Annotated in this window: 35 protein-coding genes; 19 read left to right on the top strand and 16 right to left on the bottom strand. The window is 64.2% G+C overall.

Translation table 11 applies throughout. From position 1 onward, the window contains the following. Window positions 1-4: 4 nt before the first annotated feature. Window positions 5-1,810, bottom strand: coding sequence for a DNA cytosine methyltransferase (locus BW39_RS09510; protein WP_043821362.1), 1,806 nt, complete (start codon window positions 1,808-1,810; stop codon window positions 5-7). Between the two features lie 115 nt (window positions 1,811-1,925). Between BW39_RS09510 and BW39_RS30985 the strand changes: the two genes are divergently transcribed. Beyond that, a complete protein-coding gene (locus BW39_RS30985; RefSeq protein ID WP_152547221.1) occupies window positions 1,926-2,564 on the top strand; it encodes a hypothetical protein in 639 nt (212 codons plus the stop codon). 30 nt (window positions 2,565-2,594) lie between these two features. Here BW39_RS30985 and BW39_RS09505 read toward each other — a convergent pair whose 3' ends face one another. From BW39_RS09505 to BW39_RS09450, 13 genes are all read right to left on the bottom strand, one after another. Beyond that, a complete protein-coding gene (locus BW39_RS09505) occupies window positions 2,595-2,876 on the bottom strand; it encodes an H-NS histone family protein (protein WP_043821360.1) in 282 nt (93 codons plus the stop codon). A 52-nt stretch (window positions 2,877-2,928) separates the two neighbouring features. Then, on the bottom strand, window positions 2,929-3,627 hold the full coding sequence (locus BW39_RS09500; RefSeq protein WP_043821359.1) for a hypothetical protein: 699 nt from the start codon (window positions 3,625-3,627) through the stop codon (window positions 2,929-2,931). Window positions 3,628-3,657: 30 nt separating this feature from the next. Next, complete coding sequence (locus BW39_RS09495; RefSeq protein WP_043821358.1) at window positions 3,658-4,290, bottom strand: 3'-5' exonuclease; 633 nt, start codon at window positions 4,288-4,290, stop codon at window positions 3,658-3,660. Window positions 4,291-4,377: 87 nt separating this feature from the next. After that, window positions 4,378-6,276, bottom strand: coding sequence for a YqaJ viral recombinase family protein (locus BW39_RS09490; RefSeq protein ID WP_043821357.1), 1,899 nt, complete (start codon window positions 6,274-6,276; stop codon window positions 4,378-4,380). A 1-nt stretch (window position 6,277) separates the two neighbouring features. Beyond that, window positions 6,278-7,267 carry a recombinase RecT gene (locus BW39_RS09485; RefSeq protein WP_043821356.1) on the bottom strand — a complete coding sequence of 330 codons (990 nt, stop codon included), beginning with the start codon at window positions 7,265-7,267 and terminating at the stop codon, window positions 6,278-6,280. Window positions 7,268-7,382: 115 nt separating this feature from the next. Next, complete coding sequence (locus BW39_RS31675; RefSeq protein ID WP_185750866.1) at window positions 7,383-7,547, bottom strand: hypothetical protein; 165 nt, start codon at window positions 7,545-7,547, stop codon at window positions 7,383-7,385. A 258-nt stretch (window positions 7,548-7,805) separates the two neighbouring features. Then, the gene (locus BW39_RS09475; RefSeq protein WP_043821352.1) at window positions 7,806-8,147 is read right to left on the bottom strand and encodes a hypothetical protein; all 342 of its coding nucleotides are present in this window, start codon (window positions 8,145-8,147) and stop codon (window positions 7,806-7,808) included. A 492-nt stretch (window positions 8,148-8,639) separates the two neighbouring features. Further along, the gene (locus BW39_RS09470) at window positions 8,640-8,936 is read right to left on the bottom strand and encodes an excalibur calcium-binding domain-containing protein (RefSeq protein WP_043821350.1); all 297 of its coding nucleotides are present in this window, start codon (window positions 8,934-8,936) and stop codon (window positions 8,640-8,642) included. Window positions 8,937-9,286: 350 nt separating this feature from the next. After that, window positions 9,287-9,523, bottom strand: a complete 237-nt coding sequence (locus BW39_RS09465; RefSeq protein WP_161786984.1) for an Arc family DNA-binding protein — start codon at window positions 9,521-9,523, stop codon at window positions 9,287-9,289. 68 nt (window positions 9,524-9,591) lie between these two features. Further along, window positions 9,592-9,960: a hypothetical protein gene (locus tag BW39_RS09460; protein ID WP_043821347.1), complete on the bottom strand. Its 369-nt coding sequence runs from the start codon at window positions 9,958-9,960 to the stop codon at window positions 9,592-9,594. Between the two features lie 96 nt (window positions 9,961-10,056). Beyond that, the gene (locus BW39_RS09455) at window positions 10,057-10,437 is read right to left on the bottom strand and encodes a hypothetical protein (RefSeq protein WP_152547220.1); all 381 of its coding nucleotides are present in this window, start codon (window positions 10,435-10,437) and stop codon (window positions 10,057-10,059) included. Window positions 10,438-10,756: 319 nt separating this feature from the next. After that, window positions 10,757-11,023, bottom strand: a complete 267-nt coding sequence (locus BW39_RS30980) for a hypothetical protein (protein ID WP_152547219.1) — start codon at window positions 11,021-11,023, stop codon at window positions 10,757-10,759. An 83-nt stretch (window positions 11,024-11,106) separates the two neighbouring features. Next, window positions 11,107-11,448, bottom strand: coding sequence for a hypothetical protein (locus BW39_RS09450; RefSeq protein WP_043821342.1), 342 nt, complete (start codon window positions 11,446-11,448; stop codon window positions 11,107-11,109). Window positions 11,449-11,541: 93 nt separating this feature from the next. Here BW39_RS09450 and BW39_RS09445 point away from each other — a divergent pair, with 93 nt between their 5' ends. Next, window positions 11,542-11,844 (top strand): hypothetical protein, encoded by a 303-nt coding sequence (locus BW39_RS09445; protein WP_043821340.1) that lies wholly within the window; start codon window positions 11,542-11,544, stop codon window positions 11,842-11,844. 130 nt (window positions 11,845-11,974) lie between these two features. Here the strand turns inward: BW39_RS09445 and BW39_RS09440 are convergent, their stop codons facing one another. Continuing rightward, on the bottom strand, window positions 11,975-12,187 hold the full coding sequence (locus BW39_RS09440) for a hypothetical protein (protein WP_043821338.1): 213 nt from the start codon (window positions 12,185-12,187) through the stop codon (window positions 11,975-11,977). 214 nt (window positions 12,188-12,401) lie between these two features. Between BW39_RS09440 and BW39_RS09435 the strand changes: the two genes are divergently transcribed. The 10 genes from BW39_RS09435 (at window position 12,402) to BW39_RS09395 (ending at window position 17,911) form a co-directional block, all read left to right on the top strand. Further along, on the top strand, window positions 12,402-12,785 hold the full coding sequence (locus tag BW39_RS09435; protein WP_043821331.1) for a hypothetical protein: 384 nt from the start codon (window positions 12,402-12,404) through the stop codon (window positions 12,783-12,785). Beyond that, window positions 12,785-12,967, top strand: a complete 183-nt coding sequence (locus BW39_RS09430) for a hypothetical protein (protein WP_043821329.1) — start codon at window positions 12,785-12,787, stop codon at window positions 12,965-12,967. Before BW39_RS09435 ends, BW39_RS09430 begins: the two co-directional genes overlap by 1 nt. Before the next feature lie 114 nt (window positions 12,968-13,081). Beyond that, complete coding sequence (locus BW39_RS09425) at window positions 13,082-13,609, top strand: hypothetical protein (RefSeq protein ID WP_043821328.1); 528 nt, start codon at window positions 13,082-13,084, stop codon at window positions 13,607-13,609. Further along, a complete protein-coding gene (locus BW39_RS31670; protein ID WP_185750867.1) occupies window positions 13,602-13,754 on the top strand; it encodes a hypothetical protein in 153 nt (50 codons plus the stop codon). Before BW39_RS09425 ends, BW39_RS31670 begins: the two co-directional genes overlap by 8 nt. Beyond that, window positions 13,751-14,068 (top strand): hypothetical protein, encoded by a 318-nt coding sequence (locus tag BW39_RS09420; RefSeq protein ID WP_043821326.1) that lies wholly within the window; start codon window positions 13,751-13,753, stop codon window positions 14,066-14,068. The genes BW39_RS31670 and BW39_RS09420 overlap by 4 nt, the downstream gene beginning before the upstream one ends. Then, window positions 14,061-14,972 carry a hypothetical protein gene (locus tag BW39_RS09415; protein ID WP_052155306.1) on the top strand — a complete coding sequence of 304 codons (912 nt, stop codon included), beginning with the start codon at window positions 14,061-14,063 and terminating at the stop codon, window positions 14,970-14,972. The genes BW39_RS09420 and BW39_RS09415 overlap by 8 nt, the downstream gene beginning before the upstream one ends. Further along, a complete protein-coding gene (locus BW39_RS09410; RefSeq protein ID WP_043821324.1) occupies window positions 14,969-16,363 on the top strand; it encodes a replicative DNA helicase in 1,395 nt (464 codons plus the stop codon). Before BW39_RS09415 ends, BW39_RS09410 begins: the two co-directional genes overlap by 4 nt. An 11-nt stretch (window positions 16,364-16,374) precedes the next feature. After that, entirely contained in the window at window positions 16,375-16,839 is a 465-nt protein-coding gene (locus BW39_RS09405; RefSeq protein ID WP_043821403.1) for a RusA family crossover junction endodeoxyribonuclease, read from the top strand. Beyond that, the gene (locus BW39_RS09400; protein WP_043821322.1) at window positions 16,836-17,297 is read left to right on the top strand and encodes a recombination protein NinB; all 462 of its coding nucleotides are present in this window, start codon (window positions 16,836-16,838) and stop codon (window positions 17,295-17,297) included. Before BW39_RS09405 ends, BW39_RS09400 begins: the two co-directional genes overlap by 4 nt. 89 nt (window positions 17,298-17,386) lie before the next feature. Beyond that, window positions 17,387-17,911 carry a hypothetical protein gene (locus tag BW39_RS09395; protein ID WP_043821320.1) on the top strand — a complete coding sequence of 175 codons (525 nt, stop codon included), beginning with the start codon at window positions 17,387-17,389 and terminating at the stop codon, window positions 17,909-17,911. A 3-nt stretch (window positions 17,912-17,914) separates the two neighbouring features. On the opposite strand, the gene BW39_RS09390 is transcribed toward BW39_RS09395, so the two are convergent. Beyond that, the gene (locus tag BW39_RS09390) at window positions 17,915-18,223 is read right to left on the bottom strand and encodes a hypothetical protein (protein ID WP_152547218.1); all 309 of its coding nucleotides are present in this window, start codon (window positions 18,221-18,223) and stop codon (window positions 17,915-17,917) included. A gap of 91 nt (window positions 18,224-18,314) precedes the next feature. Here BW39_RS09390 and BW39_RS30975 point away from each other — a divergent pair, with 91 nt between their 5' ends. From BW39_RS30975 to BW39_RS09360, 7 genes are read left to right on the top strand one after another with little or no spacing between them, the layout of a single operon-like run. Then, a complete protein-coding gene (locus BW39_RS30975) occupies window positions 18,315-18,959 on the top strand; it encodes a hypothetical protein (protein ID WP_152547217.1) in 645 nt (214 codons plus the stop codon). A 38-nt stretch (window positions 18,960-18,997) separates the two neighbouring features. Beyond that, window positions 18,998-19,699, top strand: coding sequence for a hypothetical protein (locus BW39_RS09385; protein ID WP_043821316.1), 702 nt, complete (start codon window positions 18,998-19,000; stop codon window positions 19,697-19,699). Then, complete coding sequence (locus BW39_RS09380) at window positions 19,696-21,000, top strand: PBSX family phage terminase large subunit (protein ID WP_043821314.1); 1,305 nt, start codon at window positions 19,696-19,698, stop codon at window positions 20,998-21,000. Before BW39_RS09385 ends, BW39_RS09380 begins: the two co-directional genes overlap by 4 nt. A 1-nt stretch (window position 21,001) precedes the next feature. Continuing rightward, window positions 21,002-23,233 (top strand): portal protein, encoded by a 2,232-nt coding sequence (locus BW39_RS09375; RefSeq protein ID WP_043821312.1) that lies wholly within the window; start codon window positions 21,002-21,004, stop codon window positions 23,231-23,233. Window positions 23,234-23,283: 50 nt separating this feature from the next. Continuing rightward, on the top strand, window positions 23,284-23,502 hold the full coding sequence (locus BW39_RS09370; protein ID WP_043821310.1) for a hypothetical protein: 219 nt from the start codon (window positions 23,284-23,286) through the stop codon (window positions 23,500-23,502). Between the two features lie 31 nt (window positions 23,503-23,533). Further along, complete coding sequence (locus tag BW39_RS09365; RefSeq protein WP_043821308.1) at window positions 23,534-24,490, top strand: hypothetical protein; 957 nt, start codon at window positions 23,534-23,536, stop codon at window positions 24,488-24,490. Window positions 24,491-24,508: 18 nt separating this feature from the next. After that, window positions 24,509-25,543 carry a N4-gp56 family major capsid protein gene (locus BW39_RS09360; RefSeq protein ID WP_043821307.1) on the top strand — a complete coding sequence of 345 codons (1,035 nt, stop codon included), beginning with the start codon at window positions 24,509-24,511 and terminating at the stop codon, window positions 25,541-25,543. Window positions 25,544-25,586 lie beyond the last annotated feature (43 nt).

Below are 25,586 nucleotides of genomic sequence, written 5' to 3'. Positions count from 1 at the left end.
ACGCTCATGCAGCCTTCCGCAGCACTGCTCGGCTGTTCCAGTTGGCTGCGATGACGGCCCGGCCAAGCGATGGCGGCACAGCGTTGCCGCACATGCGCACCTGGGTGGTTTTCGAGAAGACGCGGCCGTCGTGCCCCCGGTCGATGACATAAGTGCGGGGGAAGTCGTTGGCGTTGTAGAGTTCGCGCGGCGTGAGCATGCGCAGCTGGATGTCCACGACCACGTAGGGCGTGCCGCGCAGCCAGACCGTGACCAGTGCCAGCCGGTCTTTGGTGGTGCTGGTGGCCATGGGCTCGCGCAGCTCGCCGAGCTGGCCGCCCTGGCCGTAGTAGCGGATCAGGAATGCAGCCACGCGCAGCGCGCCGGCCTCTGCCTCGGGCGATAGGTGGTACTCGACCAGCGCGTGGTGCTCGGCGCCGGCAGTCACGGCAGGCACTGGCTCTCGCATTTCCTTGCCGATGCAGTTCTTGCGCAGCGTGGTCAGGTGAGCAGTGACGACGCGCTGCTGCGATCCGCTGGCCGTGCTCGTGGTCATCGGCGAGCGCGCATCGTGGGCCGGCGTGGCATTGAATCCGCCATTCGCCTGTTCGACAAATGCGGCCACAGCCGCGAACTTGCCAGCGCCCACCACGGTGCCCATGGGCTGCTCCAGGTCCAGCGCGCGCGGAGCCTGGCCCTCGCGCTCGCCGTAGCCCATCTGCACCATGGTGCCCACGGCCAGCGCCTGGCCGCCGCCGCTGGCCGTCACTGTGCCCACAGGCTGGTGTACGTCCTTGGAGCCGTAGCTCCAGCGTGGCGCGTCCGGGGTGCCCTGGCCGTGGCCGGCTTGCACCATCACAGGGGCAGCAACCGCATGCGATCCACCACGTGGCCAAGCCGTGACAGTGGACAGCGGGTCTTTTGCGCTGGACAGCCCATGCCGAGACCAGTTCGCAATCTGCACGATGAACGGGTCTGCACTGTCCAGCACGTAACGCTTCATGCCGTGGGCAATCCGTCGCATCGTGGCATCGGCCAGCGGCTTCTCGCGCTCGAAGATGCTGCGGCCCTGGATGCTCCAGTCGATGCACTCGGCGGCCGACCGCCAGCGCTTCTGGCCCTTCTTGGGCTCCTTGAAGTGCGTGGGCTCGGGCCACTGGATGGACGCGCCGTCGCAGCGTGCCACCATGAACAGACGGCTGCGCGTCGTCGGGGCGCCGTAGTCAGCTGCGCAGAGCACGCGCCATTCCACGACATAGCCCAGGCGCTCCAGCGCCCGCACGAACGCTCGCCAGGTGCGGCCGACATGCTTGGGATCGGGCACCAGATGCTGCTCGTGCACAGGCACGCGTTCGCCGGGCGCGGCCACGGAGGCGTCCAGCTTCACGACGCGGCGCGTCTTGGGGCAGCGCTTCGCAATGAGCGGTCCCCACAGCAGGATCTGCTTGACATTCTCCAGCGTGATGATGCGCGGGCGCTTCATGCCTGCCCAGCGCACGCCGATCCAGGCCAAGCCGCGCAGCTTCTTGGAACGAGGCTGGCCGCCGCGCGCCTGGCTGTGATGGGTGCAGTCTGGCGACATGTGCAGCAGGCCCACGGGCCGGCCGCGCGTAGCCTTGCGCGGGCAGACCTCAAACACGTCCTTGCGGTAGTGCTCGGTCTGGGGGTGGTTCGCCTCGTGCATGCTGCACGCATCGCTGTCGTGGTTGACGGCGATATCCACATGGCGGCCAATTGCCTGCTCGATGCCTTCGGACATGCCGCCGCCGCAGGCGAACTCGTCTACGACAAGCTCGTCTTCAAGGCCCAAGATGAATTGGGGTGTTTGCATAGGATTCCTTGAAATTTGGGCCAAAAAAAGCCGCTCGCGGCAGGGCCGGGCGGCTTCGGGATGGTTGCATGCGGGTTCCGGCTAGACTCCCGGCAACCAATTTTGAGGAGAAGTTATGAAATGGAGTGCTCTCGATAGAGCGATAGCAGCTTGGGTATGTATTTTGGCTACATGCGCAATTATTATTGTTCTAGCAGGGCTGTCAGAAATTATTGGCAAGAGCTCTTCGAATATTGCAAGTTGGGTTCAGGCAATTGGTTCTATTGGCGCAATAATCGGGGCTTCAAGTATCGCCAATAGCCAATTTAAAAAAGAAGTGAACGAAAAAAAGAAACATGATGCATCGCGTGATTTGCATTATGCAGAGATTTGCTTGGGAATTTGTCAAGCAGTAGAGTCAATTGCTCGCGCCGGAAGGGAGGAGTGGGATGCATCAAAAAAAGTATCCACTATCAATCCCAGCAAGTTTCTATATCATGTGAGTCGCGCTACCTCGGTAAATAGATTGCAAAACCTCCAGTCTTCGATAATTTCACTTCTTAATAAGGAGATGCCCAGTAAACTTATGGTGACATTATTTTCCGTGCAGAAAAATATTGCAATCTATGCTGATGCCATAAGTGCGCATCATGAGGATGCCAGATTTTTTGAGCAGTTAGATTATGAGTGTGAGCAAAATAGGCTTTTGACCGCAGTCGCTGGATTGAAGCTGGACATTATTGATTATATGAGCGCAAACGAGGCGAGACATTAAGGTCCACCTCGTTTTGATCTATATATCTAACTAAATAAGAAACGGCGTGCGGTCCTTACCGTTGATCCAGTTCGGCGGCTTGCCCCGGCCGGTCCACGTCGCGCCGGTGGCGGGGTCGCGGTACTTCGGGGCGCCCACGCTGCCCTTGGTCTTGCCCTTGGCGGGCGGGAACAGATCCGATGGGGTGAGGCCATGCTGCGCAATCCAGGCGCGAGCGGTGGCTACAGCATCTGCCTTGGCCTCTGCCTGAGCAGCTTCGATCTGGGCGTCGAGGGTGGCTTTCTGGGCCAGCAGGGTCTGGTAGTCGGTCATGGGTTTCCTTTCGTGGCGCCGCGCGGGCGCCGTGGGTGGTTCAGTGGATGGTTCAGGCCGGTTCGCCGGTAACGGCCGCCGCGAAGGCGTCCTCGGGCGTCTGGTTCACAGGGTGGTTCGGGTCGGTCGGCGGCTCGTCCTCGCCTTCCTCGCGCAGCTCCTGCTGGCCCTCGTTGTCCGGCTGGCTGGCGGGCGTGTCCGGCTTGCCTGCGCGGTAGCCCTTCTTGGCCTGCAGCAGCTCAGCCGGGGCCAGCAGCTTGATGTAGATCTCGCCCTCGGCGGCCAGGCCGGACAGCTCGCCGAAGACATCGTTGTCCTGCAGCTCGTCGCCGTTGTATTGGATGGTGCCCTTGATCGTCACGCTGCCGCCTTCGCTCAGCTCGTAGTGCAGTCCGGTCAGCACGGCGTCCATGAAGTCCACGTGCGCGTCTTCGATGCCCCAGTCCCAGATGAAGCGGTAGCCGCGCCACTTCTGGCCCTTGCCGTAGTGGTAGAGCAGGGGCAGCTGCGGGTGCCGCAGGTTTGGCAGCGGGATCAGCACGCCGGGCAGCGCCTCCTGGCCCGCCGTGGCCGCCTTGTTGCAGTAGTGGTGCTCGCGCAGGCCGGGCTCCAGCAGGTCCAGCAGGGTGTTCTCGCCTGTGAGCGTGAACGAGATGTCGATTGCGCGCACCTTCTCTTCGCCGTGCAGCTCGCGCCGCGGGTTGGCGTTGGTGATGGTGACGGCCGTGGATTCGGCAAGTTCAAAGGCCATGGTGGTCCTCGGTGGTGGTGGAAACAGGGTTCAGGCTGCCTTGGCCGTCTTCAGGTCCTGGACAGCGAAATAGACAGCGATGCAGGCGGCGACGTCAGCACCAGCGGTGTGTGCGCCCTCGAAGTCGCGGCCGAAGAAGTGGTGGTAGGCCTCGGCCAGTTTCGGTGTCTTGAACTTGCCTATGCCGGCGGCGCGCATCTTCTCGGTGGGCGGCAGCTTGCGGATCGGGGTGGTCAGCAGCGCTGTGCATGCGCTGGGGCCGGCCTTCCAGATGTCGGATGGGGGCAGGGCAGCGGCCGGCTCGCGCGCATCGATGTGACGCTTGATGGCGATGCGCAGGATGCGGGCGTCGAAGCTCTCGTTGTGGGCCATGCGCATGCGACCGCCCCACATCGACAGCAGCATGCTCACCGCCACATCCTCGGGCACGCCCAGGTCCAGCGCTTTCTCGGTGGTGATGCCGTGGATGGCGGCCACTTCGTCAGGGATGGTCCAGCCGTCGGGCTTGACGATGACGTCGATGCTGGAGAGCACCGCGCGGGTGTCGAGGTCCACAAGGCTGGCGGCCAGCTGCACCAGGTGGGGCTGCTCTGGGTGCTCGCTGGGCTCCTTGAAGAGCGGCAGGCCGGTGGTTTCCGTGTCGAAGAAGAGGGCGGGGTTCATGTTCAGGCTTTCTCGGCCAGGCGGCTGATGTGGTAAAGACAATGCCCGCGCGAAGGCGGGCACAGGGGCGGTGGGCAGGGCCCGGGATTAAGCAGGCGCGGTGAGCGCGTGGGCGAACTTCTCGAAGCCCAGGGCCAACTTCAGGGCCATGCGCTTGGCGTCAGAGACCAGCACCAGGACGGCGCCGCGCTCCTTTCGGTAGGGCAGGCCCAGCAGCTCCAGAGTGGCGGCCGAGACCTTGACGGCCAGGCCTTCCTGTTCCAGCTGCGCATTGAGCTGGCCCAGGGTTATCGTGGCGCCGGGCTCTTCAGCTGCAGGAACTGCTGCAGCGCTGCTTGCCTGGGCTGTGCTGATGGCTTGCTGCGTGTCCAGCGCTGCCACGCCGCTGTCGTGCACGTGGGAGGCCGTGGCGCTGAGGTCATCCAGCAGCGGCGCGGGCAGCGCGCCGGCCTCGCGGCCTTCGGCGATGCCGGCCTGCGCCTGGGCGTTGGCCTGGGCCAGCTTCTCGCGGGCCTCGGCGTCTGCGCGCTGCTGTTCCTCTTGGCGGATGCGTGCACGCTCGGCTTCGAGCTGGCGTGCCTGCTCGGCCGCCACGCGCGCTGCTTCTGCAGCTGCAGCACGCTGGGCCCGGGCTTCTTCCTCCTGCCGGATCCGCTCGCGCTCGGCTTCCAGGCGCTTGGCTTCGGCCTGGCGGTGCTGCCCGATGCGCAGCGCGGCCAGGGCCTGGAAGTCCTCGGGCGCCTTGCCGCCCACCGCCGCGAAGTCAGCGAACAGCGCGATCCAGTCACCGTCTTCCTGGCGCAGGTGCTGGCGGTTGGCTTCCAGTCGGCCGGCCAGCGCGTTGGCGTCGGCCTTGGCGTTGGTCAGCACCACTGCGATGGCGTCGCGCATGTTGTCCAGCGACTTCTTGCCCCGGATGGCCTCGGCGAAGCCGCCGGCAACGCGCGGAATCCAGTTGGCGCCAAGGCGCTGCTGGTTCAGGGCCGCGATGTGCTGGTCCAGGTTGGCCTGTGCGCTGGCCACGATCTGGGCCTTGCGCGATTCCTTCTCGGCTGCCACCAGCTTCTCGCGTGCCAGCCGCGTGGTGCGCATCAGGTCGGCCAGGTCGTTGGCGGTGCGCGTGAAGGCTTCCACGTCGCTGACCTGGGCCAGCGCGTTGGCCACAGCGGCCTTCATCGCTTCCTCACCCTTCTTGAGCGCCTTGCACTCGGCCTCGGCGTCAGCGAATTCCTGGTCGGTGGCGGGCTTGGCCACCATGCCGTCGATGAAGGCGCGCACGGCCACGGCCACCTTGTCCAGGTTGGACACCACGGCCAGGCTGCCCTGCAGCTGGACGGCCACGGCTGGCAGGCTTTCCACGGGCTCGGCCACCACGGGCGCGGCGCCAGTGTCGGTCGGCACATAGGCGGCCACCTCCAGAGCCAGTTGCTCCCAGCCAGCAAGGATCTGGGCGCGCAGCTCAGGGTTCGGCGTGTACCAGCAGTGCAGCTGCTCCAGCAGGGTGCCATCGGGCGCCCACTTTGTGGCCATGAACAGGATGCGCTCGCAGCCGGCCACGGCGGCCTGCTGTTCCATTTGCACCTGGTACTGCAGCGGCAGGTCGGCGCCCGTGCAGCCTTCGACCATGGCCGCGCGCAGGCGGTCGTTCAGGCTCTTGTGTTCGAACGCGGTGTCGTTCATGAACGTGAGGCCGTCGAAGCTGGCCGAGAGCTTGCCCTCGGTGCCCACGCACGGTGAAAGCTCTTCGCCGATGATCTCTTCGGCCAGCGGCCGGGCCAGGGCCTCGAAGCGGTGGCCGTCGGAGAAGCGGCGCTCGGTGGCGGCGTCTGCCTCTGGCGAGATGCCCGTGGCCAGCTCGCGCACCAACTCGCTGCGCGTCTTGTAGCTGCTGCAGCCCATCATGGCCGGCGCATCGCTGGCATTCCAGTGCTGGGCCCGGTGCTGGTGCCAGGCGGGCGAGCCCTGCGTGAGGTTCACGATCTGCATGTCATCCCTCCAGTTCGGCCACGCGGGCCTCGAAGATTTCGGTGAGGCGCTGGCGTTCGGCCAGGTCTTCCACGGCGTCCAGCAGGGAACCGTGCTTGTAGAGCGCGTCCAGGTCGGCCGCATCCTTCAGGTCCTGCTCCAGCTTGGCCGCGTCCACCACCATCGCGCCGTCAGCGTCAGCGACCGGGGCGGCAGCCTCTGCTGCAGCACCTGCAGGCGTCGCGCTGGCGGTCTGGCGCTTCTGGACCTCGTCGCGCAGCTGCTTCTCCTGCTCTGGCGTGACCTTGCCCTTGCTGCTCAGCCAGGCCAGCACGTCGGCGATGGGCTTGCCCTTCACAATGCCGTCTACCCATTTGGGCAGGCCGGTGGCCCAGCGGTCGGCGGGCCATTCGGGCTGCACGACTTCCGCATCGCCCATGTGGCGCTCGCCGGGCGGCGGCGCAGAGTTGGCCATGTCCTGCAGTTCTTCAGCCACGGGCATGCCGCGCAGCACGTCCGGGAACACGTCGCGCAGCGCGAAAGCCCGGGCGCGCATCTGGCGCATGCGCTTGGGGTACTGCGACCACGGGCCCTGCTTTCCGGCCAAGCCGGCCTTGATGGCGTCGTCCATGCTGAAGCTGCGGACCTGCTCGACGCCACCCTTGCGCTTCACGCGGCAGTAGGCAGTCTTGCCGTCGTCGTCCTCGTTGACGTACTCGCAGACCGGGCTGGCCAGCACCAGTGCAATGACGGCATCGCCCCAGAGCGCAGGCCGGCCGTTGATCACGGCGAGGTTCTGCAGAGACTGCAGCGGCTTCAGCCCCAGCTCCGCGCCCCATTGCATGGCGATCAGGCAGTTGCCTGGCTTGCCCTTGAAATCCTTGGGCACCATGTCGCTCTCGGCGAGGTAGTTGGAGAAGGTGAGGGCCTGCTCGAAGTTCTGTGGGCTCAGGTCGAATTGGGTGGCGGCGCGCAGCTGGCCGCCGCTGGCCTGGGTGACAAGGCTGTTCATGAATACCTCTATGGTGGAAATGAAAACGGCGCTCAGAAGGCGCCGGAAGTGAGGGCGGCCAGGCCGGCGCTGATTGCGCTCAGGCCGAGCCAGAGGAAGAGGTGGAGGAGGGCGTTCATGCTTCAGCGTTCTCCTGCGGCAGCATCTCGTTCACGCGCTTCAGCCAGAACTGGCCGCCGGCTGGCAGGCAGCGGTCCAGCTTTTGGCAGGCTTCGCGCACCATTTGGGCCAGCTCGTCGCGCTGCTCCTGCAACTGTTGGTAGGTCAGGGTTTGGCTCATGGCCGCTCCTTCAAACATTGAACTTGGGTGTCGCTGAGCCACTGCGCATGCATACCCGGGCAGAGCCAAGCTCCAGCGGCAGCGCGCTTCAGGTCGGCGGGGCTAGCGCTGTCCTGTGCTGCGTCCGCAGCGCTGCAGCCGGACATGGTCAGCACAAGGCCAATCAGCCCCAGGACAAGGCCCAGAAGCAGCGAAGCCCGCTTGATGGCGGGCTTCTTGCGGCGAGGCAGCTGCTGGAGCTGTATCGGAGGGCGGGTATCAGGCAGCATTGATGCCCTCCGGATAGCGGTTGGCGATGTGGACCATGACGGCGGTGCGCAGCTGCAGGGCCGGCTGGCTGACCATCAGCGCGCCGAGCGCCGTGATGCTGTCGTGGTCACCATCGGCGATGGCCTCAGCCAGCATCTCGTCGAACGACATAGGCAGTCCGAACGGGCCGGGCATGCGCTCGTGGAACCAGTCGACCGGCGTCATGAACGCCGCCGCGCGCTGCAGCTTCTGCATTGCGCGGGCCCTGTCTTCATCAGCCGCAGCGGCGCGGCGGTCCATCTCGTTCTCCCAGCGCTCCGCATCCGCGCAGGGGTTGGCGGTCATCAGCATGACGGTTCTCCAAAAGAAAACAGCCCTCTACGGGCTGCGGAACAATGGTTTACAGAGGCCTGTCGGTGCTCGACATAGACTGCCGGCCACAACTCTATGAAAGGCGCCCGCATGAAAATCGCTTTCGCCATGGCCGTTGCGGCCTTTGTTCTCGGCGGCTGTGCTGTGTATGACGATGGCTACCGCGGCGGGTACAAGAGCCATCCCCACGGATGCCCGCCTGGCCAAGCCAAGAAGGGCAATTGCTGAAACCAAGAACCCGCCTCGGCGGGTTTTTGTTTTTGCGGTGCGGGTGGCATCCCGGGCCGCAAAAGAAAAGGCCCGCGAGCGTTGAAGCTGCGGGCCTTGGTGCAAAGTGCCGATGCCTTGAAGGCGTGCCTGGGAATTAGAGAGGGAGGGAGGAGGAACCCAGGCTCGGCGTGAAACTGTTGAAGTCAGTATGGCCCGGACATGATCAGGAAAACATGTACGGGAGGTAAAAGATCGTTGGCATCAGTTGCAGAGTTGACGCTCGCAAGGGATGCCATCGTTGTCGCCATCCATCTTCGTGTTGGGGCAATTGCGCAAGAAGAATTTGGCCTCCTCGCAGGAGGTCATCTGCGAGCAGTGCGTGCGCCCGTCGCAGGTGTATTTGGGCGCGCTGGAGGTGCTGCTGCCCACGTTGATGCTGCGAGGCCGTGGCTCCGTCAGCAGCAGGGTGGGCGATAGGCCGCCAGTCTTGGCCTGATATGACGTGTATGCCTTCCAGGCCGCCACCGCGATCAGCACGTAAACAATGAGCCTCAGCATTGAATGCCCCTCTCTTGTTGTGATTGATATGGCGGGCATCGTATCGCAGTCGGAAATGAAGATGGCCTGCCGTATTCGCCCCGGCTTTCCCTCTACAACGGTTTGGCGGACTCTCACCGCTTGCGGGTGGGCAACTACCCGTCACGATTGGCCATCACAGATAAGGGCCGGATGCGATCCCGGCATAGAAGCGAGCGCTGTTTTTCATGGCAGCCGCCTGGCCCTCGCGGGTACGGCCTAGGAAGTCTGTCGCTCCGGTTGTTCCCATTCCCCGCGCGTCGCCCGCGCATTCCCTATCTGTGATGGCCCCGGCAGTTGGCCGGGACGTTTTGATCTCGCTGTCAATCCGCTCAATCGGGATTGGCGGCGTCGCGCGCCAACTCCAAGAGCTCGCACATGTAGTCGGTCTGCACGCGCATCTGCGACAGCATCTCAGCCGGCACCGGCTGCGCAGCTGGCTGCTCTGCGGCGAAGTCCTCGCCCAGGGTCTGGGCAAGACGGTGCAGGATTTCCGCGTTGAAGCTGCGGCCCTCGTTCTGAGCCGAGTTCCATAGGGGCTCGTAGATCTCCGGAGGGAAGCGGATCATCGACTTGATGTGCTCTCGCCCAGATCCGTGCCGGTCAACCTTGCGTTCTGATGGCGCCTTCATCCCCATCACAGCGCCAGGCGCCGCTCCAGGTCCTGCAGCTCGGTCTGCACCAGACGCAGCACATGGGTGAGCGCGTCGATCTGGGAGACCAGCGGCGCGGCATTCGCCTTCTGGCTGCCCTGACCGCAGTCGCCGCCTGTCTGCCCGGCAGCCGGGCCGAGCACCGGCGCGAGGCGTTTGCCCAGGCGCTGCAGCGTGACCTGCACCTGCTCGGCCTGCTCCTTGGCGCCAGCCATGGCGGTTGCTGTGGCGCTCTGGGCAACTTTGGGGGTGAAGTCTGCGAGGGCGCCCATACCTTTCGGCACGCTGTCCTGCTGGCCGATTTTGGGCGCGGTGCCAGACGCAATGGCGATCTTGTCCAGGGGGTGGTTCACGGTGGTCTCTCCTGTGGTGGTGGCGGAAACAGAAAAGGCCTCCCGAATCGAGAAGCCTCTTTTGTTTGCCCCGATGACGCTCGGGGCGGGCGGTGGTCAGATCTGCGCGGTGTAGGCCTCAAACAAATGGGCGTGCCGCAGGGCGTCATCTGCAGCGGCCCGCGCCTTTTCGATTTCCGCCTGGAGACCGTTGGCATTGAGTGCTTCAATCAGCAGGGCCACCAACTTCGTTTCGCGCATCTCCTGCGCCTGTCTTTTCAGCTTCAGCAGCTCCACCTTGGTGCGCTGCCGATCGGCTTCGAGGTGCGCGATCTCGCTGTCCAGCGCAATGCGCTCCGGCGCTGGTGTGGATTCGCCGTGCACGAAGAACAGCTCCTTATTGCGCAATCGCAGCGCCTCCTTCTCGAACAGCTCCACCTTGTTTTGCTCGCGCTTCATGGTCAGTTGCGCGATCTGGACGGACAGTGGTTCCTTCATCTTTTGCTCCTTGATCAAACCTCAGCACCCTCTCGGAAGACGCTGAGGTTTGGACCCTTGCGGGCCCAATCGCGACGCACCCACGCCGCTGGTTTTTCTTGCTCTTGGGTTCCACCCTCACCGGAGGATTGGCTTGCATCCGGGCGCCCCGGGACTGTGTCCCTGGCGACTTGCAGCTTTGGCCTGCTTGGGAGCAGGTGGCTGGGTCGTTGGGATGTAATGTATCAAAAGATATTGATTGAAGCAATATCAAAAGATACTTTGTTGGAGCAAAAAAAAGCTGCTAGGCATCAATGGATGCTCAAGCAGCGTTTGCTCTCTACCTGTTTTGCCCGGAAGGAAAGGCGTTGTTTGCCTCGTGCAACATGCTATGGGCAAGCATCAAAACCCCTTGAAAGCGGCACTGCTCGGGCCCGAGTGCGCTTGCACACAGCTCCACGAGATCGGCCGCAGCTTCGATGCGCCCTCTTGCAAAAGCTTCCTGCTCTTGGAGGGTGGAGATGCTCAGAAGCCCGCCTCCGAAATGATGGAACGCTTTTGTTTGGTCGCCGTTGAGTGGTGGTGGTGCGGTTTGAGCGGTGATCACACGGGCCTCATGTGTACTGTTGTTATGTACAGTATTCCCGTGAGTGTCCGATTTGTCAATTTGAAAAAATTAATAGCGCGAGACTATTGTGGGCTACGCAGTTGTGGGATATCCAGCATTCCTCTTAGCAAGTTTTCGATACGTCGCACCTCCGCAGGCTCCAGCTTCGCGATGGCTGCGACCACCTCTCTGGATAGGGCCCGCTCCTGATACTTGGTGTCACTAAACCAACCGGTCGCGCCTGGAAGCTCCTCGCACATAGCAATGGTCTTCTCTGTAATCGGTCGAAGGCCGTTGACCATGTGATTGATATAGCCGCCGTCCTTGTATCCCAGAGCTCGCCCAAGGGCAGCACGTCCGCCCATGTGGGTAGCAAGGGCGTCCAGCCTCTCACGCCGAAAGTTGTTGAGTGCGTCGGTGTTCATCCGGTGAAGCTTATTGCGTCAGTATCGAACGCTATTGTTTTGTGAGCATATCAAAAGATACTTGAAAAGTATCAAAAGATATAGAATCGCCGCATGACCACATTCAAGCCATGCGACGAACTACGGCGGTACCTGGAAGCCCAGGGAGCACTTTCGATCACGGAACTGAGATCGCGGGTCGGCGCGAAGCAGGATACCCAGATCCGACATTGGCGCGACGGGGTGCGAAGGCCCAAGCCAAAAACTGCTGTGGCAATCGAGCAGGTGACCTTGGGGCAGGTGCCTCGTCATGTTTGGTATCCGGACGAGTGGAAGGACATCTGGCCCGAGTATGAGCCGACGCCCCCCCAGTCGCTGCAAGCCGCCGAGACCCAAGGGGAGCCCGGCCATGCCTAAGCCGTACCGCCTTGGCGGTGCCCAGCCGACGAGCAAAAGGTTTTCGGGGAAGAGTTGGGGCCGAGGGTCGGCCTTCTTTGTGACCCTGCAGCGCAGAAGGACGCACGTATGGGAAGGTTGCCCGCGCCCGTCAGCTTCCGTCTTGGGAGGGGGGGTGCGCCTGCGCCGCACGCCGGGCTTCTTCTGCAGTGTCCACGCGCTGAATACCTTCCAGCAGTGCGTAGTAAGCGTCTTCGAACGTCTTGGCAACGATGCCCCGCGTGAAGTCGCTGTACTCCAACTCGATCTTCGAGAGCATTGCTCCGGCAAGAGTTGCTGTGGGCCCGATCAGTTCTTGTTTCATGTCCGCCCCTCTCGGGAATGGTTGTGTAGGAACTCCCATTCTGCGCCGGGAGGTGGCGGACACCCCTTCGCTTCCGGCCCGCCGCAGCACCAGCAGCGCCTGCACCGCGCCCGCGAACAGCGCCGCATGGAGGCCTGGCACCAGGCCAGCCTGAACCTGCACGCTGCCATGCAGACCCTGAAGTCGCGTCAGGCCTTGATCCAGGGGCTGAGCCATGCTTAGCCGCACGATCACCCTGCGGCCTGGCGAGTCCTTCGTTACGGCCGATGGCGTCAAGGTCGAAGCGCGCATTGAGGAGCAGGAGCGCCGCGAACAGGCCGCGATCCCGCAGGCTCACGCTGCGGCGCTCCAGGCGTTCGACAACGTCAAAGAACAGATTCGGGCGCAACAGGCACTGGTGTCTGCACAACAGTCCATGACGAGCCTGTCTCTCGCTGGCCCAAGCGCGCCGCGCGCCATCTCCATCACCGATTTGGACGACCGCATCGTTATCACGGTGGGCGCAGCTGAACTGCGGCTGACCCATGAAGAGGCCACGCGCCTGTTCGCAATTGGACGCGGCGCCAACGACAAACCCCAACAGAAAGGAGGCGCCTGATGCGTGCATTCCTATGGACCGCAGCCGTCCTCATTGCCGTTGGCGTGCTGTGCCGGGCCTTTTGGCTGACCGTGCGCAGCTTCCCACCCCAGACCACTGGCAACTACGTGCTGAGCTTGATCGGTGACGTCGCGTTGCTCTGCTGGGTCTCCTACCTGCTGGCGGGCGACAGCTGTGCCTGAGCACCCGCGCCGCCGCGCCAGCCCATACAGCCACGAATCCAGCTCCCTGCGGCTGACGTCCCATTCGTCGTCCAGGACCTCGTCCTCCACGACCACCACAGCCAGGACAAAGACATGAACTACGACCACCTTCCACCCCAGCACGCACGGGGCCGCAACCCAGACCTGGAATACACGAACCTGCGCATGAACCTGCCGGTGTTCACCTACCAGATGCTCGACTCGTCGGTCCAGATCCGCATGCGCGCAGGCGAGCCCCGCTGCAGCGTGAACCAGGTGATCAACGAAATCCTGGACCCGTGGGCCGACCTCCGTTGGCGCCAGTCCGATATGGACCTGCGCCTGATGCCGGAGAACCCTTTCGAGATCGTTTCCTACCGCCCGCGCGCCGGCCAGCCCGAGGTCGAGCTCATGGAAGTTCGCGCCTCGGTGCGCAAGTTCACCCTGGACGTGATCCAGGCGCACATCGATGTCCTGTACAGCGGAGATAGCGATGCAAGCCGGGGCGATGTGATCCGCCAGATCCTGACCAGCTGGGCTTTGAAGCGTTGGCATGAGTCCAGTATCACGATCGAGCGTGTGCCTGTGAATCCTTTCGCTGTGGCATCGGCTCCCAGGGGCGAGGAGGGCGGCAATGTCTGAAGTCGTCAGCCTCGACCGCATCAAGGCCCTGGCGCACGCAGCGCGCGCCGCTGGCCAGCCCATCGAACAGGCATGCCCATGGCCGGCCACGACACCCGCTGGCCAGGCCTTCGCCCGCGCCTACGAGGGCCAGGAGCCGGCATGAATCTCTCCATCCGTTTTGTCGAGGCCGGCAAGGTGCGCATCGAAGGCCGGCCAGCGCCGGAGCCTGTCCTGATGGTGCACTTCGCCGAGATCCCTGAATCCATGCCCCTGGAGCAGCAGGCCCTTGAGATGCGCATTCAGGCCCAGGGCCTGCTGCTGCACGCCGACATGCTGGACTTCCAGCGCACCGGCAAGGTTCTGCACCGCCAATGCGCCGATCGGGCAAAGCGCGCCATGTATGCCCTGATCGCGCTGCGCACGCCCGAGCGCCAGGCCGAGATGGAGCGCGTGCTGGGAGGTGCTCCCAATGCGTGACTACGCCAAAGCCGTTCCCAAGATGTGGCACGGCAAGACCTTCAAGGCCCTGCGCAAGCAGCCGGAGGGGCTTGTGGTGGCCTTGTACCTGATGACCTCGCCCAGCTCCAACATGCTGGGCCTGTATGCCCAGCCCGTGCTGTACATGGCCTACGAAACCGGACTGGGTGAAGAAGGGGCTCGCAAGGGCCTTCAACAGTGCATCGAAGCGGGTTACTGCTCCTATGACGATGAGTCGGAATTCGTGTGGGTGCACGAGATGGCCAGCTACCAGATCGCCTCTGAACTGAAGGGGTCTGACCTGCGCTGCAAGGGCATCCAGAAGGACTACGACGCCTTGCCGGACAACCCGTTCCTGGGCGAGTTCTTCGACCGCTACGCCGAAGCATTTCATCTGCATGGACGAAGGGGAGAAGAAGGGGCTATGCAACCCCCTTGCAAGACCCTACGAAGCCAAGAACAGGAACAAGAACAAGAACAGGAGCAGGAAAAGAAAGAGCCTTACGGCTCTGTCGGCAGCGCCGACGACCGGCCCGGCGAAAACGCACCTGGCAAGCCTGGACTGCCGAACTGCCCGGTTCAGGACCTGGTCGACCTGTACCACGAAGTCCTGCCCGAACTGCCGAAGGTTCGCCTGCTCAACGATGGCCGCCGCAAGGCCGTGGGCAAGCTGTGGCGCTTCGTCCTGACGAGCAAGAAATCCGACGGCACGCCCCGTGCTGAAACCGCCGAGCAGGCCACGGCCTGGTTCCGCGAGTACTTCGGCCGTGCCCGCGACAACGACTTCCTGATGGGCCGCGGCTACCGCAGCGGAGAGCACGCCAGCTGGCAGTGCGATCTCGACTTCCTGCTCAGCGAAAAGGGCATGAAGCACGTCATCGAAAAAACGAGGACCACAGCATGAACGCCCGCTCCATGCCCCCTCTGGACGAAGATTTCGACGGCGCCGCCGTGATGCCGCTGGCCAGCTTCGAGGCTGAGCACGCTGTGCTGGGCTCCCTGCTGATGGACAGCCGGCTCTACGACGTGGTCGGCGACCTGCTGCAGGCCAAGGACTTCGCGGACGAGACACACGGCGCGATCTACGGCGCCATCTCCGCGCTGGCCGTGGCCGCCAAGGCTGTGGACCCGATCACGGTGCACGAGCAGCTGGGCGGGCAGGTCGATCTGGGCTACCTCACGGCCCTCTTCAACGCTGGGACCGTCAACGGCTCGTCTGCCCGGCGCTACGCCGAAATCGTCCGGGAGCGTGCGCTGAGCCGCCAGCTGCTGGGCGTGGTGGACAAGGCCCGCGAGCTGGCGCGCGACCATGCTCTGCCCATTGGCGACCGCATCGAGCAGGTCTCGGCGCAGCTGGCCGGCCTGGCCTCCGATGGCCCGGGCGACGAGTGGATCGGCGCAGACGCTGGTGTGGTTTCGTTCCTGCAGGACCTGGACCAGCGCAGCGTCGGCGTTGAAGAACCTTTCCTGCCCACTGGCCTGCGCGACCTGGATCACAAGCTGGACGGCGGCATGCGGCCCGGCGACCTCGTGGTCATCGGTGCGCGCCCCTCCATGGGTAAGACCGCCCTGGCCCTGGCCATCGGCGAGCACGCCGCCAAGCTGGGCCAGACCGTCGCCATGTTCTCGCTGGAGATGTCGTGCGCAGCGCTGTACGAGCGCCGCATCGCGATGGAGTCCGAGGTGTCGATGAGCATCATCCGGCAGCCCAAGGGCCGCATGACCGACAGCGACTATGCGGCCGTGTGCAGGGCAGGGGAGTGCATCCGGCAGCGCCCCTTCTACGTGAACGACCGCACCGGCCTGAACATCAACACGCTGCGCACCAAGGCCCGCGCCCTGAAGCGCCGGCACGGCCTGCGCCTGCTGATCGTGGACTACCTGGGCCTGATGGAGGGCACCAACCCCAAGGACACGCGCACCGCGCAGCTGGGCGAGGTCACGCGCAACCTGAAGAAGCTGGCCAAGGAGCTCGGCATCACCGTGCTGTTGCTGGTCCAGCTGAACCGCGAGGTCGAAAAGCGCGTTGACCAGATGCCCATGATGTCCGACCTGCGCGACTGCGGCGAGATCGAGCAGGACGCCGACATCATCCTCTTCCCCCACCGCCCCATCCACCTCAAGCCCAGCCTGGGCGATGCCTGGCGGTACTACGCCAGCCTGCGCGTGGCCAAGCAGCGCGGCGGCGCCACGGGCGATCTGAACCTCAGGTATGTGGGCCACCTGGTCCGCTTCGAGAACTGGAACGGCGACAAGCCGAGCACCACCCCTGGCCGTTCGGCCGACTTCGAGTGAAAGAGACCACCATGATCACCTTTACCGTTCCCGGCCAACCCGTCGGCAAGGGCCGCCCCCGCATCGGCAAGGTGGGCCAGCACGCCCGCATGTTCACGCCCGCCAAGACCGTGAACTACGAGGGCTTGGTGGCCCACGCCGCCAGCATCGCCATGGCCGGCCGCGCGCTGCTGGAAGGCGCCATGGACGTTCACCTGCTCATCAACTGCCAGGTGCCGGCCAGCTGGTCCCGCAAGAAGCAGCAGCAGGCCCTGGCCGGCGCCATCCGTCCAACGACCAAGCCGGACATCGACAACATCGAGAAGGCCGTCTACGACGCCATCAACGGCGTGGTCTGGAAGGACGACGTGCAGGTGGTGGATGTCGTGAAGACGAAGCGCTACGCGGCCGCGCCCGGTGTGATAGTGACGATCAAGCCCGTGGGCGAGCAGGAGCCCTCGGTAGAGCAGGGCGATTTGCTGGGAGCGCTGGCATGAGTGAGCACCTGACCGTCCTGCTCAAGACGCCCGAGCAGGGGCATATCGCCGTCACCAGCGCCTGGCGGCAGATCAAAGGCTGGCTGCGCGACGGCAAGCGCTTGGTGCTGGAGATCCGGCCCGAGTGCCGGGAGGAGCGCCACAGCCGGCACTTTCACAGCCAGATCAACCAGATCAGCAAGCAGCTGGGCGGGGACTTGGCCAACGTGGAGGACGCCAAGCGCATCCTGATCAGCGCCTTCCGCGTGGACACGCTGGACGATGTGCAGTTCCGCGACGAGTGGGTGCGCCTGGGCGAGATGCGGATGGGCCGTGGCCTGCGCGGCGAGGTCGTGATGCTGGGCGTGCCCACGAAGAAGTTCTCGAACAAGCTGGCCAAGGGACTCGTCGAATGGCTCTATGCCTTCGGCACCGAGGCCGGCGTGGTGTTCAAACCGTGGGAGGACGAGATGCGATGAATTGCTGGCCCTGAAAAAGGAAAGCCCGCGCGAGGCGGGCGATCCCGGACTGTTGTCCTGAGCAAGCAATAGTCTACCGGGAGAAGCCATTGACCACCACCACCACGCCGCAAATCGACGACCGCACCAGCGCCGACATCATCTGGGCCACTATCCAGGACCTGCACACTCAGGGCCAGGTCTGCTCGCGCTCGGAACTGCAGGCCATCACAGGCCTGAAGATGACCATCATCGATGACCACGTCTCGCGCCTGATCGATGACGGCCGCCTGCGCCGCATTCGGGATGGTGTCTTCGCGCCAATGATGGGCCGGCCTGAGCCCGAGGCTGTGTCGATGACGGAATTGCCGGAGGGGTTGGTGATCATTGAGGCTGGTGACCAGCAATTGCGCGTCAATGAGGCCACTGCCCGGCGCATTGCCCGGATGTTCCAGGGCTACGCAATGCAGTTCTCTAACATGCAGACCCAGCACGACATGGGCGCCATCCTGACCGAGTTCACAGTGCGCAATCGACATCAGGCCGACGAGATCCTGGAGCTGCGCAAGGTGGTTCTGCAGTTGCAGAAGAGGGTGCAGGATGGGGGTGCTGGGCAGATGTCGCTTATCGGCTGAGGCTCACCAGCCTTCGCGTCGATAGTGGTCCGCGTCGGTCATGTGGGCGCCGTGCATCTCGTCTTTGTAGAGCTGCCATGCTCCTGCGAACATGGTGAACACTCCGACTGCAAGTACAGCGAGCCATATCCACGTCAGGACGGTCGGGCCATGCGTGCGCACTCCTATCGGCATCAATGAACCCACGAGATCTTCCAAGTTGGAGATGAGCGCGGCGATCAAACACGCGGCGAGGCCGCACAGGCCTGCTATGGGTCCGCGCCACTTGCCGAATCGGTGTGCCATCTTTCCCGTGTCCAAAAGCCAAAGCATGCGTGTTTCCTCCAGTGTGTGACCGTGTCGTGTTTGCGTTCGAATGATAGCCATCCTTTAGGATGGAATAAATTTACAGGGAGTAGAGCTGATGCAGGAGACGTTGGTTCAATGGCTGGTAACTGGACTTGGGATGGCCGCTTGGGGTATCCCTTTTTTTCTGTTACTGCTCTGGATTTTTATAAAGCGCGGGGAAGCCTATCTTTCTGAAAAAGGAAAGAACTTGGCAACCAAGGAAGATTTCAAAGAAATAAAGCTTCGGCTCGAAGAAACGACACGAACCACTGCAGAAATTCAACGTTCGGTGAACGATCGAGGCTGGCTTGCGCAGCAGCATTGGGTGCGCAGGGAGACGCAGTACTTAGATGTCATCAAGACATGCTTGCAGTATGAATTTGCGACTCTCACACTAGCGGCGCATCTTCTGCATGTGGAGAAGGCACGTGTGAAATTCGACGAGTCTTTGCGTGACGCCTATTTGGATGCCACCAAGGAAATTCATGTGGCATTTGGGTTGGCAGATTTGTTCATCCGAGCGGGAAGGCCTCGGGCTGTTGCGGTATTTTTCGCACAAGAAGCACCGAAGTTTCCAGACGTTGGGGAACTAAGTGCAGCCGACCTCTTCCAGCGGTCTCAAAAATGTGCGCTGGCCCGCATAGCAATCACCAATTTAGGACGAGAGGAGTTGGGTAGCTTCGACGCCAGTTGGAGAGGTCACTCTTCCACACCCCGCTAGGGTTCGCTTAAAAGACACGCGCCCGGGAGACTCCGGGCATGCCTTCCAACCCCGCAGTTCCCGATCAAGCCCCCAGTGCAGGGGGCGCAGCCCCCGGCCCCCGCTCCCCTGATTGGGAGCGCATAGAGCTGGACTACCGGGCCGGCATCAAGACACTTCGCCAGATCGCCGACGAGAACGGCATCACCCATGGCGCTATCAACAAGCGCGCCAAGCGGGATGGATGGGAGCGCGACCTGTCCCAGAAGATCCAGGCCAAGGCTGATGCTCTGGTATCCAGGGCGGCGGTATCCAGCCAGGTATCCGCGGATACCAAAGTCCGGGAACGGGCTGTCATCGACGGCAATGCCCAGGCTGTGGCTGACGTGCGGCTGGGCCACCGCAAAGATGCGCGCCGTGTTCGCGAGCTCACCAACAGGCTCATGGACGAGCTGGAGCAGCAGACCGATCCCGCCACCCTGGCCAAGCTGCAGGAGCTGGCTGCGGCCGTGGTGACGCCTGGCGAAAAGCCCGGCCGCGACCGCTACGGCGAACTGCTGGAGGCCGTGATCAGCCTGCCAGAACGCTCCAAGACCCTGAAGGTGCTGGCCGAGAGCCTGCGCATCGTTGTGGACATGGAGCGAACCGCCTTCGGCATGGACAAGGTCGATCCCGTGGGCGCCGGGCCAGGCGAGGGCGGTGTGGCTCGCATCGCTGTGGAGTTCGTCCGGCCGGCTGCGCGGGAGGACGACGCCGCATGAACGCGCCTGCCGAGCTCCCATTCACCAAGCTGCAGCTGGCCGAGAAGCTGCAGCCCCTGTTCTCGCCCAGGCGCTACAAGGTCATGCACGGTGGCCGTGGCGGCGGCAAGTCCTGGGCTGTCGCTGCTGTCCTCCTGGCCATGGCCGCCGACCGGCCGCTGCGCGTGCTGTGCGCCCGCGAGATCCAGCGGTCCATGAAGGACTCGGTGCACCGCCTGCTGAAGGACACCATCTCGCGCCTGGGCCTGGAGGCGTTCTTCGAGGTGCTGGACTCCGAGATCCGGGGCATCAACGGCTCGCTGTTCCTGTTCTCGGGCCTGCAGTCCCACACGGTGGACACCATCAAGTCCTTCGAGGGCGTGGACATCGTCTGGGTGGAAGAGGCCCACGGCCTCAGCAAGAAGTCCTGGGACGTGCTGATCCCGACCATCCGCAAGGAGGGCTCCGAGATCTGGCTGACCCTGAACCCGGACATGGAGACGGACGAGACCTACCAGCGGTTCATCGCCACGCCCAGCCCGGACACATGGGTCTGCCAGATCAACTGGCGCGACAACCCCTGGTTTCCTGTGGTGCTGGAGGACGAGCGCCAGAAGGCCAAGCGCTCCATGCTCAAGGACGACTACGAGCATATCTGGGAGGGCAAGGCCCGCAAGGTGGCGGCCGGCGCCATCTACCGCCACGAGGTGGAGCACCTGTATGCCGACGGCCGGGCCTGCCGCGTCCCCTACGACCCGCGCCTGCCCGTGCACACGGTCTGGGACTTGGGCTGGAATGACGCCATGACCATCACCATGGTGCAGGTCGGTCCGCAGGACGTGCGCGTCATCGACTACCTGGAAGACAGCCACCACACCTATGACTGGTATGTGACCCAACTGGAGAAGCGCCCGTATCGCTGGGGCATCGACTACCTGCCGCACGACGGCAAGACCAAGAACCCGCAGACCGGCAAGAACGCCGAGATGCTGCTGCGCGAGCTGGGGCGCCGCCAGGTGGTGTGCCTGGCCGCGCTGGACGTGGAAGAGGGCATCAAGGCCGCCCGCATGCTGTTCCCGCGCTGCTACTTCGACGCGGTGAAGACGGCGCGCCTGCTGGAGTGCCTGAAGCGGTATCAGCGCCACGTCAGCACCAAGACCGGCGAGGCCATGGGGCCGCTGCACGACCAATACAGCCATGGTGCCGACAACTTCCGCTACATCGCTCAATCGGCCGAGCACATGCTGCGCTCACAGCAGCAGCGGCCCGTCGCTTCTCGGGGCGGCGGCTGGCAGCCACTGGACAACGAGATAGGGTACTGACATGCAAGCCACCACCAACCATGGGGGCCTGCTGGCCCAGCAGCACGACGACAGCGGCGAGCCCCAGCGCGACCTGCGCGCCGAGTTCGTCCTGACGCTCCTGTCCAAGCGCCGCGAGGCCATTGCCGGGCGTGCCGGCTCCGGCATCGAGGAGGAATGGACCGAGGACGAGGAGCACTACCAGGGCATTGACGACGCCAACCGCAATTTCCAGAACGCCAACCAGCTGTACCGCAGCAGGAAGGCGGCCATGGTCGGCGGCCAGCCCAAGCAGCAGGGCCCGGCCCGGTCGGTGGTGTTCCTCAACATCACGCGCCCCTACACCGATGCGGCCAGCGCGCGCGTGGCGGACATGCTGCTGCCCACGGATGACAGGGCCTGGGAGATCAAGCCGACGCCTCTGCCGCGCCTGAGCGGGCCGCAGCTGACCATGCTGGCCCAGGCCATGGGCGCCACGGACTCCGCTGCCGTGCACGCGCAGATGGCTGCCCAGGCGGCCGAGGCCAAGGAAGCCGCTGAGCGCATGCAGCAGGCCATCGAGGACCCGCTGGTGGAAAGCAATTGGCACGGCGAGGTGCGCCAGGTCATCGAGGACTCCGCGCGCATCGGCTCCGGCGTGCTCAAGGGGCCGTTCCCAATCACCCGCACGGCACGCATGACCCGGAAGGACCCGGCCACGGGCCTGACCGAGTTCATCAAGGTGGACGAGATCAAGCCCGGCTCCAAGCGCATCGACGTCTGGAACTTCTTCCCGGATCCAGCTTGCGGCGAGAACATCCACAACGGCAGTTACACCTGGGAGCGTGAGCACATCGGCCGGCGCCAGATCAAGGAGATGGCGGCCGATCCCAGCTATGAGACTGCCGAGCTGCTGGCCGCGCTGCGCGAAGGCCCGTCCCGAACCCGCGAGGGCACCGAGGCCGTTTACCGGCCGGGCGAGGACGAGTTCGAGATGTGGATCTTCTACGGCCACTGCGCCCGCGAGCACCTGGCGCGCCTGGGCGTGGAGATGGAGGAGGGCGACGAAGACCGCGTGCCCACCATGGCGGTGATGATCAACGACCGCCTGGTCAAGGTCGTGCTCAGCCCCCAGGACGATGGCGAGTTCCCCTATGACGTGTTGGCCTGGCAGCGTCGCCCCGGCATGCCCTGGGGTGTCGGCATCAGCCGGCAGATCCGCACGGCACAGCGAATGCTCAATGGATCGGCCCGCGCCATGATGGACAACGCCGGCCTGTCGGCCTCGCCGCAGATCGTCATCGGCAACGGCATCACCCCGCAGGACAACAGCTTCTCGCTGCGCCCCGGCAAGGTCTGGCGCGCCGAAGCCGACGCGGATGCCTCCGACGTGCGCGCCGCCTTCAATGCCTTCGTGGTGCCCAGCGTGCAGGCACCGCTGATGAACATCATCAACTTCGCGCTGAAGATGGCCGAGGACACGACGGGCATGCCAGCCATGCTTCAGGGCATCCGCGGCGATGCACCCAACACCCTGGGCGGCATGCAGATGCAGAACAACAACGCCACCAGCGTGCTGCGGCGCCTGGCCAAACGGTTCGACGACTACATGACCCGGCCCCACATCCAGCGGTATTTCGACTGGATGATGACCTACTCGGACGACGAGTCCATCAAGGGCGACTTCCAGATCGACGTGCGCGCCTCCTCTGCGCTGGTGGAGCGCGACGCCCAGCAGCAGTTCCTGATGACACTGCTGCAGGTGTCGGCCAATCCCATCTACGAGCTGGACCCCGCGAAGCTGGCGGCCGAGCTGTGCAAGGGTCAGCGCCTGGACCCCGCCAACTTCCAGTACACGGACGAGCAGAAGGCCCAGCGCGCCCAGCAGGGCCAGGACCCGACGCTGGAGGCCAAGGCCAAGCTGCTGGAAGCTCAGGCAGGCAAGACCGAGGCAGAGGCGGGCAGGGCTCGGGCGCAAACCGTCGGCGTCAATGTCGAGTCCCAGTACAGCAGCACGCAGGCAGCACAGGTGCTGGCGTTGAACCCTGCTACCGCCGGCATTGCCGATGGACTGCTGCGCTCCGGCGGATACGTCGATCACGATGCGGCACCGATCATTCCGCAGCCTTCGGGCTGGATCACACCTCAGCAACAGCCAGACCCCGGCGCCATGCCCAACAACACCGACCCGCTGACGCCGCTGCGCACCGACAGCCCGCTGCTGGGCGTGCGCCAGGGCATCGAGACGCCGGCCGCTGACGGTGCGCGGGGCTGACCCCCGGCCAGGGTTCGTCATAGGCGCTGCTTCCCGGAACACTGGCCTCCATGAATCAGGGCCTGGACTTCACCTCACCGACATGGCGCGCCATTGAGCGCCATGCCAACGCGCAGATCGACACCCTGCGCAAGAAGAACGACAGCCCAACCATGGACGCGCTGCGCACCGCCGAACTGCGTGGGCGCATCGCGGCCTGGAAAGAACTGCTTGCGCTGGCCCCGTCAGCCCAGGCACAACCCGCCGACGCTGGTGGCGAAAGCTACTGACCTTGGCATGACACACAGGAGTGCATGACGCATGGATCCGCAACAACAGCAGGAACAGGCGCAAGAGCGGGAAGCTTTCGAGCAGGCCTTTGCCAGCGTGACCGGAACGGAGCCGCCGCCAGCCCCCGCCGCAGCATCTTCGGATGTGTCGGCCGAGGCTGGTGCAGCACCCGCGCCGGCACCTGCAGAAGCCACCGCACCAGCGCCCGCAGCCGCAGCGCCCCAGGCCAGCGTTGCACCACAGGACGGCTCCGATGCGCCGCCCGCACCCGAGGGGCAGCAAGCCCAGCCGGTGCAGGCAGCAGTCGATGACGACCCCGTGGTGTTCGAGGGCTACAAGCAAAGCGAGCTCAAGCGCCTGCTGGGAAGTGTTGCCAAGGTGGAAACGCTCGAGCAGCAGCTGCGCAAGGCCAACGGGAAGATCGGCGAGCTCAACAGCCGCATCCAAGCCCCGGCGCCCGCGCCAACTCCGACGCCAGCCCCGGCGCCCGAGTTGCCTCCGGAGCTCAAGCAACTGGAGCAGGACTACCCCGATGTCGTGCAGTTGGTTCGCCACATGGTCGCAGGCCAGCAACCCCGCCAGGAAGCCCCGCCGGCTGAAGTGCAGCAACCCGTGGCCACGGGCGGCGCACATGCAGCTCAGGCCGAGCTCGACCCCATGGTGGTGGAGATGGCCGTGCTGGACCGCACAAACGCAGGTTGGCGCGAAAAGATCGACTCACAGGAATTCAACCTGTGGCTGACCTCCCAGGGGGAGCAGGTGCAGCAGGAGTTCGCCGAAGTGGCCACGGCCGAGGGCATGGGCTCTCTGCTGGGCAAGTACGACGCATGGACCAACGCCCGCGCCACCGCCGCCGACAAGGCCGCGAAGGGGCAGGCACGGCTCAAGGCTGCCGTCACGCCCACAGGCAACGCACAGCGTCCCCAGACCGCGCCGACCGAACAGGAAGCATTCATTGCCGGCTTCAAGTCGGTGGTTGGCCGATAAGGCCGAAAGGAGAACATCGTGACTTTCACGACCGGAAATCCCGCCGAGCGAATCGGCAAACTCAAGAGTGAGATCCTGGGTCACGCCGTCGGCGTCGAAGTCCTGGGTATCACGGGCAAGCAGAGCGCCATGCCGCGCAATGTGGGCCAGACCATCGTCTATCGCCATTACCTGCCCTACGGCGCGACGGCGGCGGACTTCAACACCATCAACCGCCCTCTGGTGAGCGTCAATGCCCACGAGCTGCAAGAAGGTGTGACGCCCTCGGCCGACTCCCTGGTGCCGCAGGACATCGAGGTGAAGCTGCGCGAGTTCGGCTGCCTGTACCAGCTGACCAACCGTGTGGCCGATACCTACGAGGACGACGTGCCTGCTGAAATGAAGAAGCAGTGCGGCGAGCGTGTGGGCCTGCTGCGCGAGATGATCCGCTACGGCGTGATTAAGAGCTGCGCCAACGCCTTCTATTCGGGCGGCTCCTCGCGCAATGCCGTCAGCGGGAAGATCACCTCGAACCTGCTGCGCAAGATCAGCCGCAACCTGCAGGCCAACCACTCCAAGCGAGTGACGGGCATTCTGGCTCCGTCGGCCAACATCAGCACGTCGCCTGTCGAGGCCTCGTATCTGGTGTTCGTGCACACCGATGCCGACTCCGATGTGCGTGATCTGCCCAAGTTCACGCCCGTGGCCGAGTACGGCAGCCGCAAGGTAGTGAGCCAGTACGAGCTGGGCAGCGTGGAGAACTTCCGCTTCATCACTTCTCCCGAGCTGGCTCCCTACGCCAACGCTGGCGCGGCCATCGGCAGCACCGGCCTCATGGGCGGCACCAATGTGGACGTCTACCCGTTCATCGTGGTGGGCGAAGACGCATGGGGCCAAGTGGCTCTGCGCGGGGACAACGCGCTGGACCCCACCTACATCCCGGCCGGCCAGAAGGACAAGAGCGACCCGCTGGGCCAGCGCGGCTACGTGGGCACGCGGTTCTACATGAACTGCACGCTGCTCAACGAGGGCTGGATGGCGGTGGCCGAGGCCGGCGTCTCTGCGCTGACCTGAAGCCGCGGCGGCGCGAAAGCGCTCCCGCTTCCAACCCATTGAA

Source organism: Delftia sp. RIT313, assembly GCF_000632165.1.
GTDB classification, from domain to species: Bacteria; Pseudomonadota; Gammaproteobacteria; order Burkholderiales; family Burkholderiaceae_C; genus Comamonas; species Comamonas acidovorans.
Note: the sequence above shows the minus strand (reverse complement) of the source record. Positions and strands in the feature narration are given on the sequence as shown.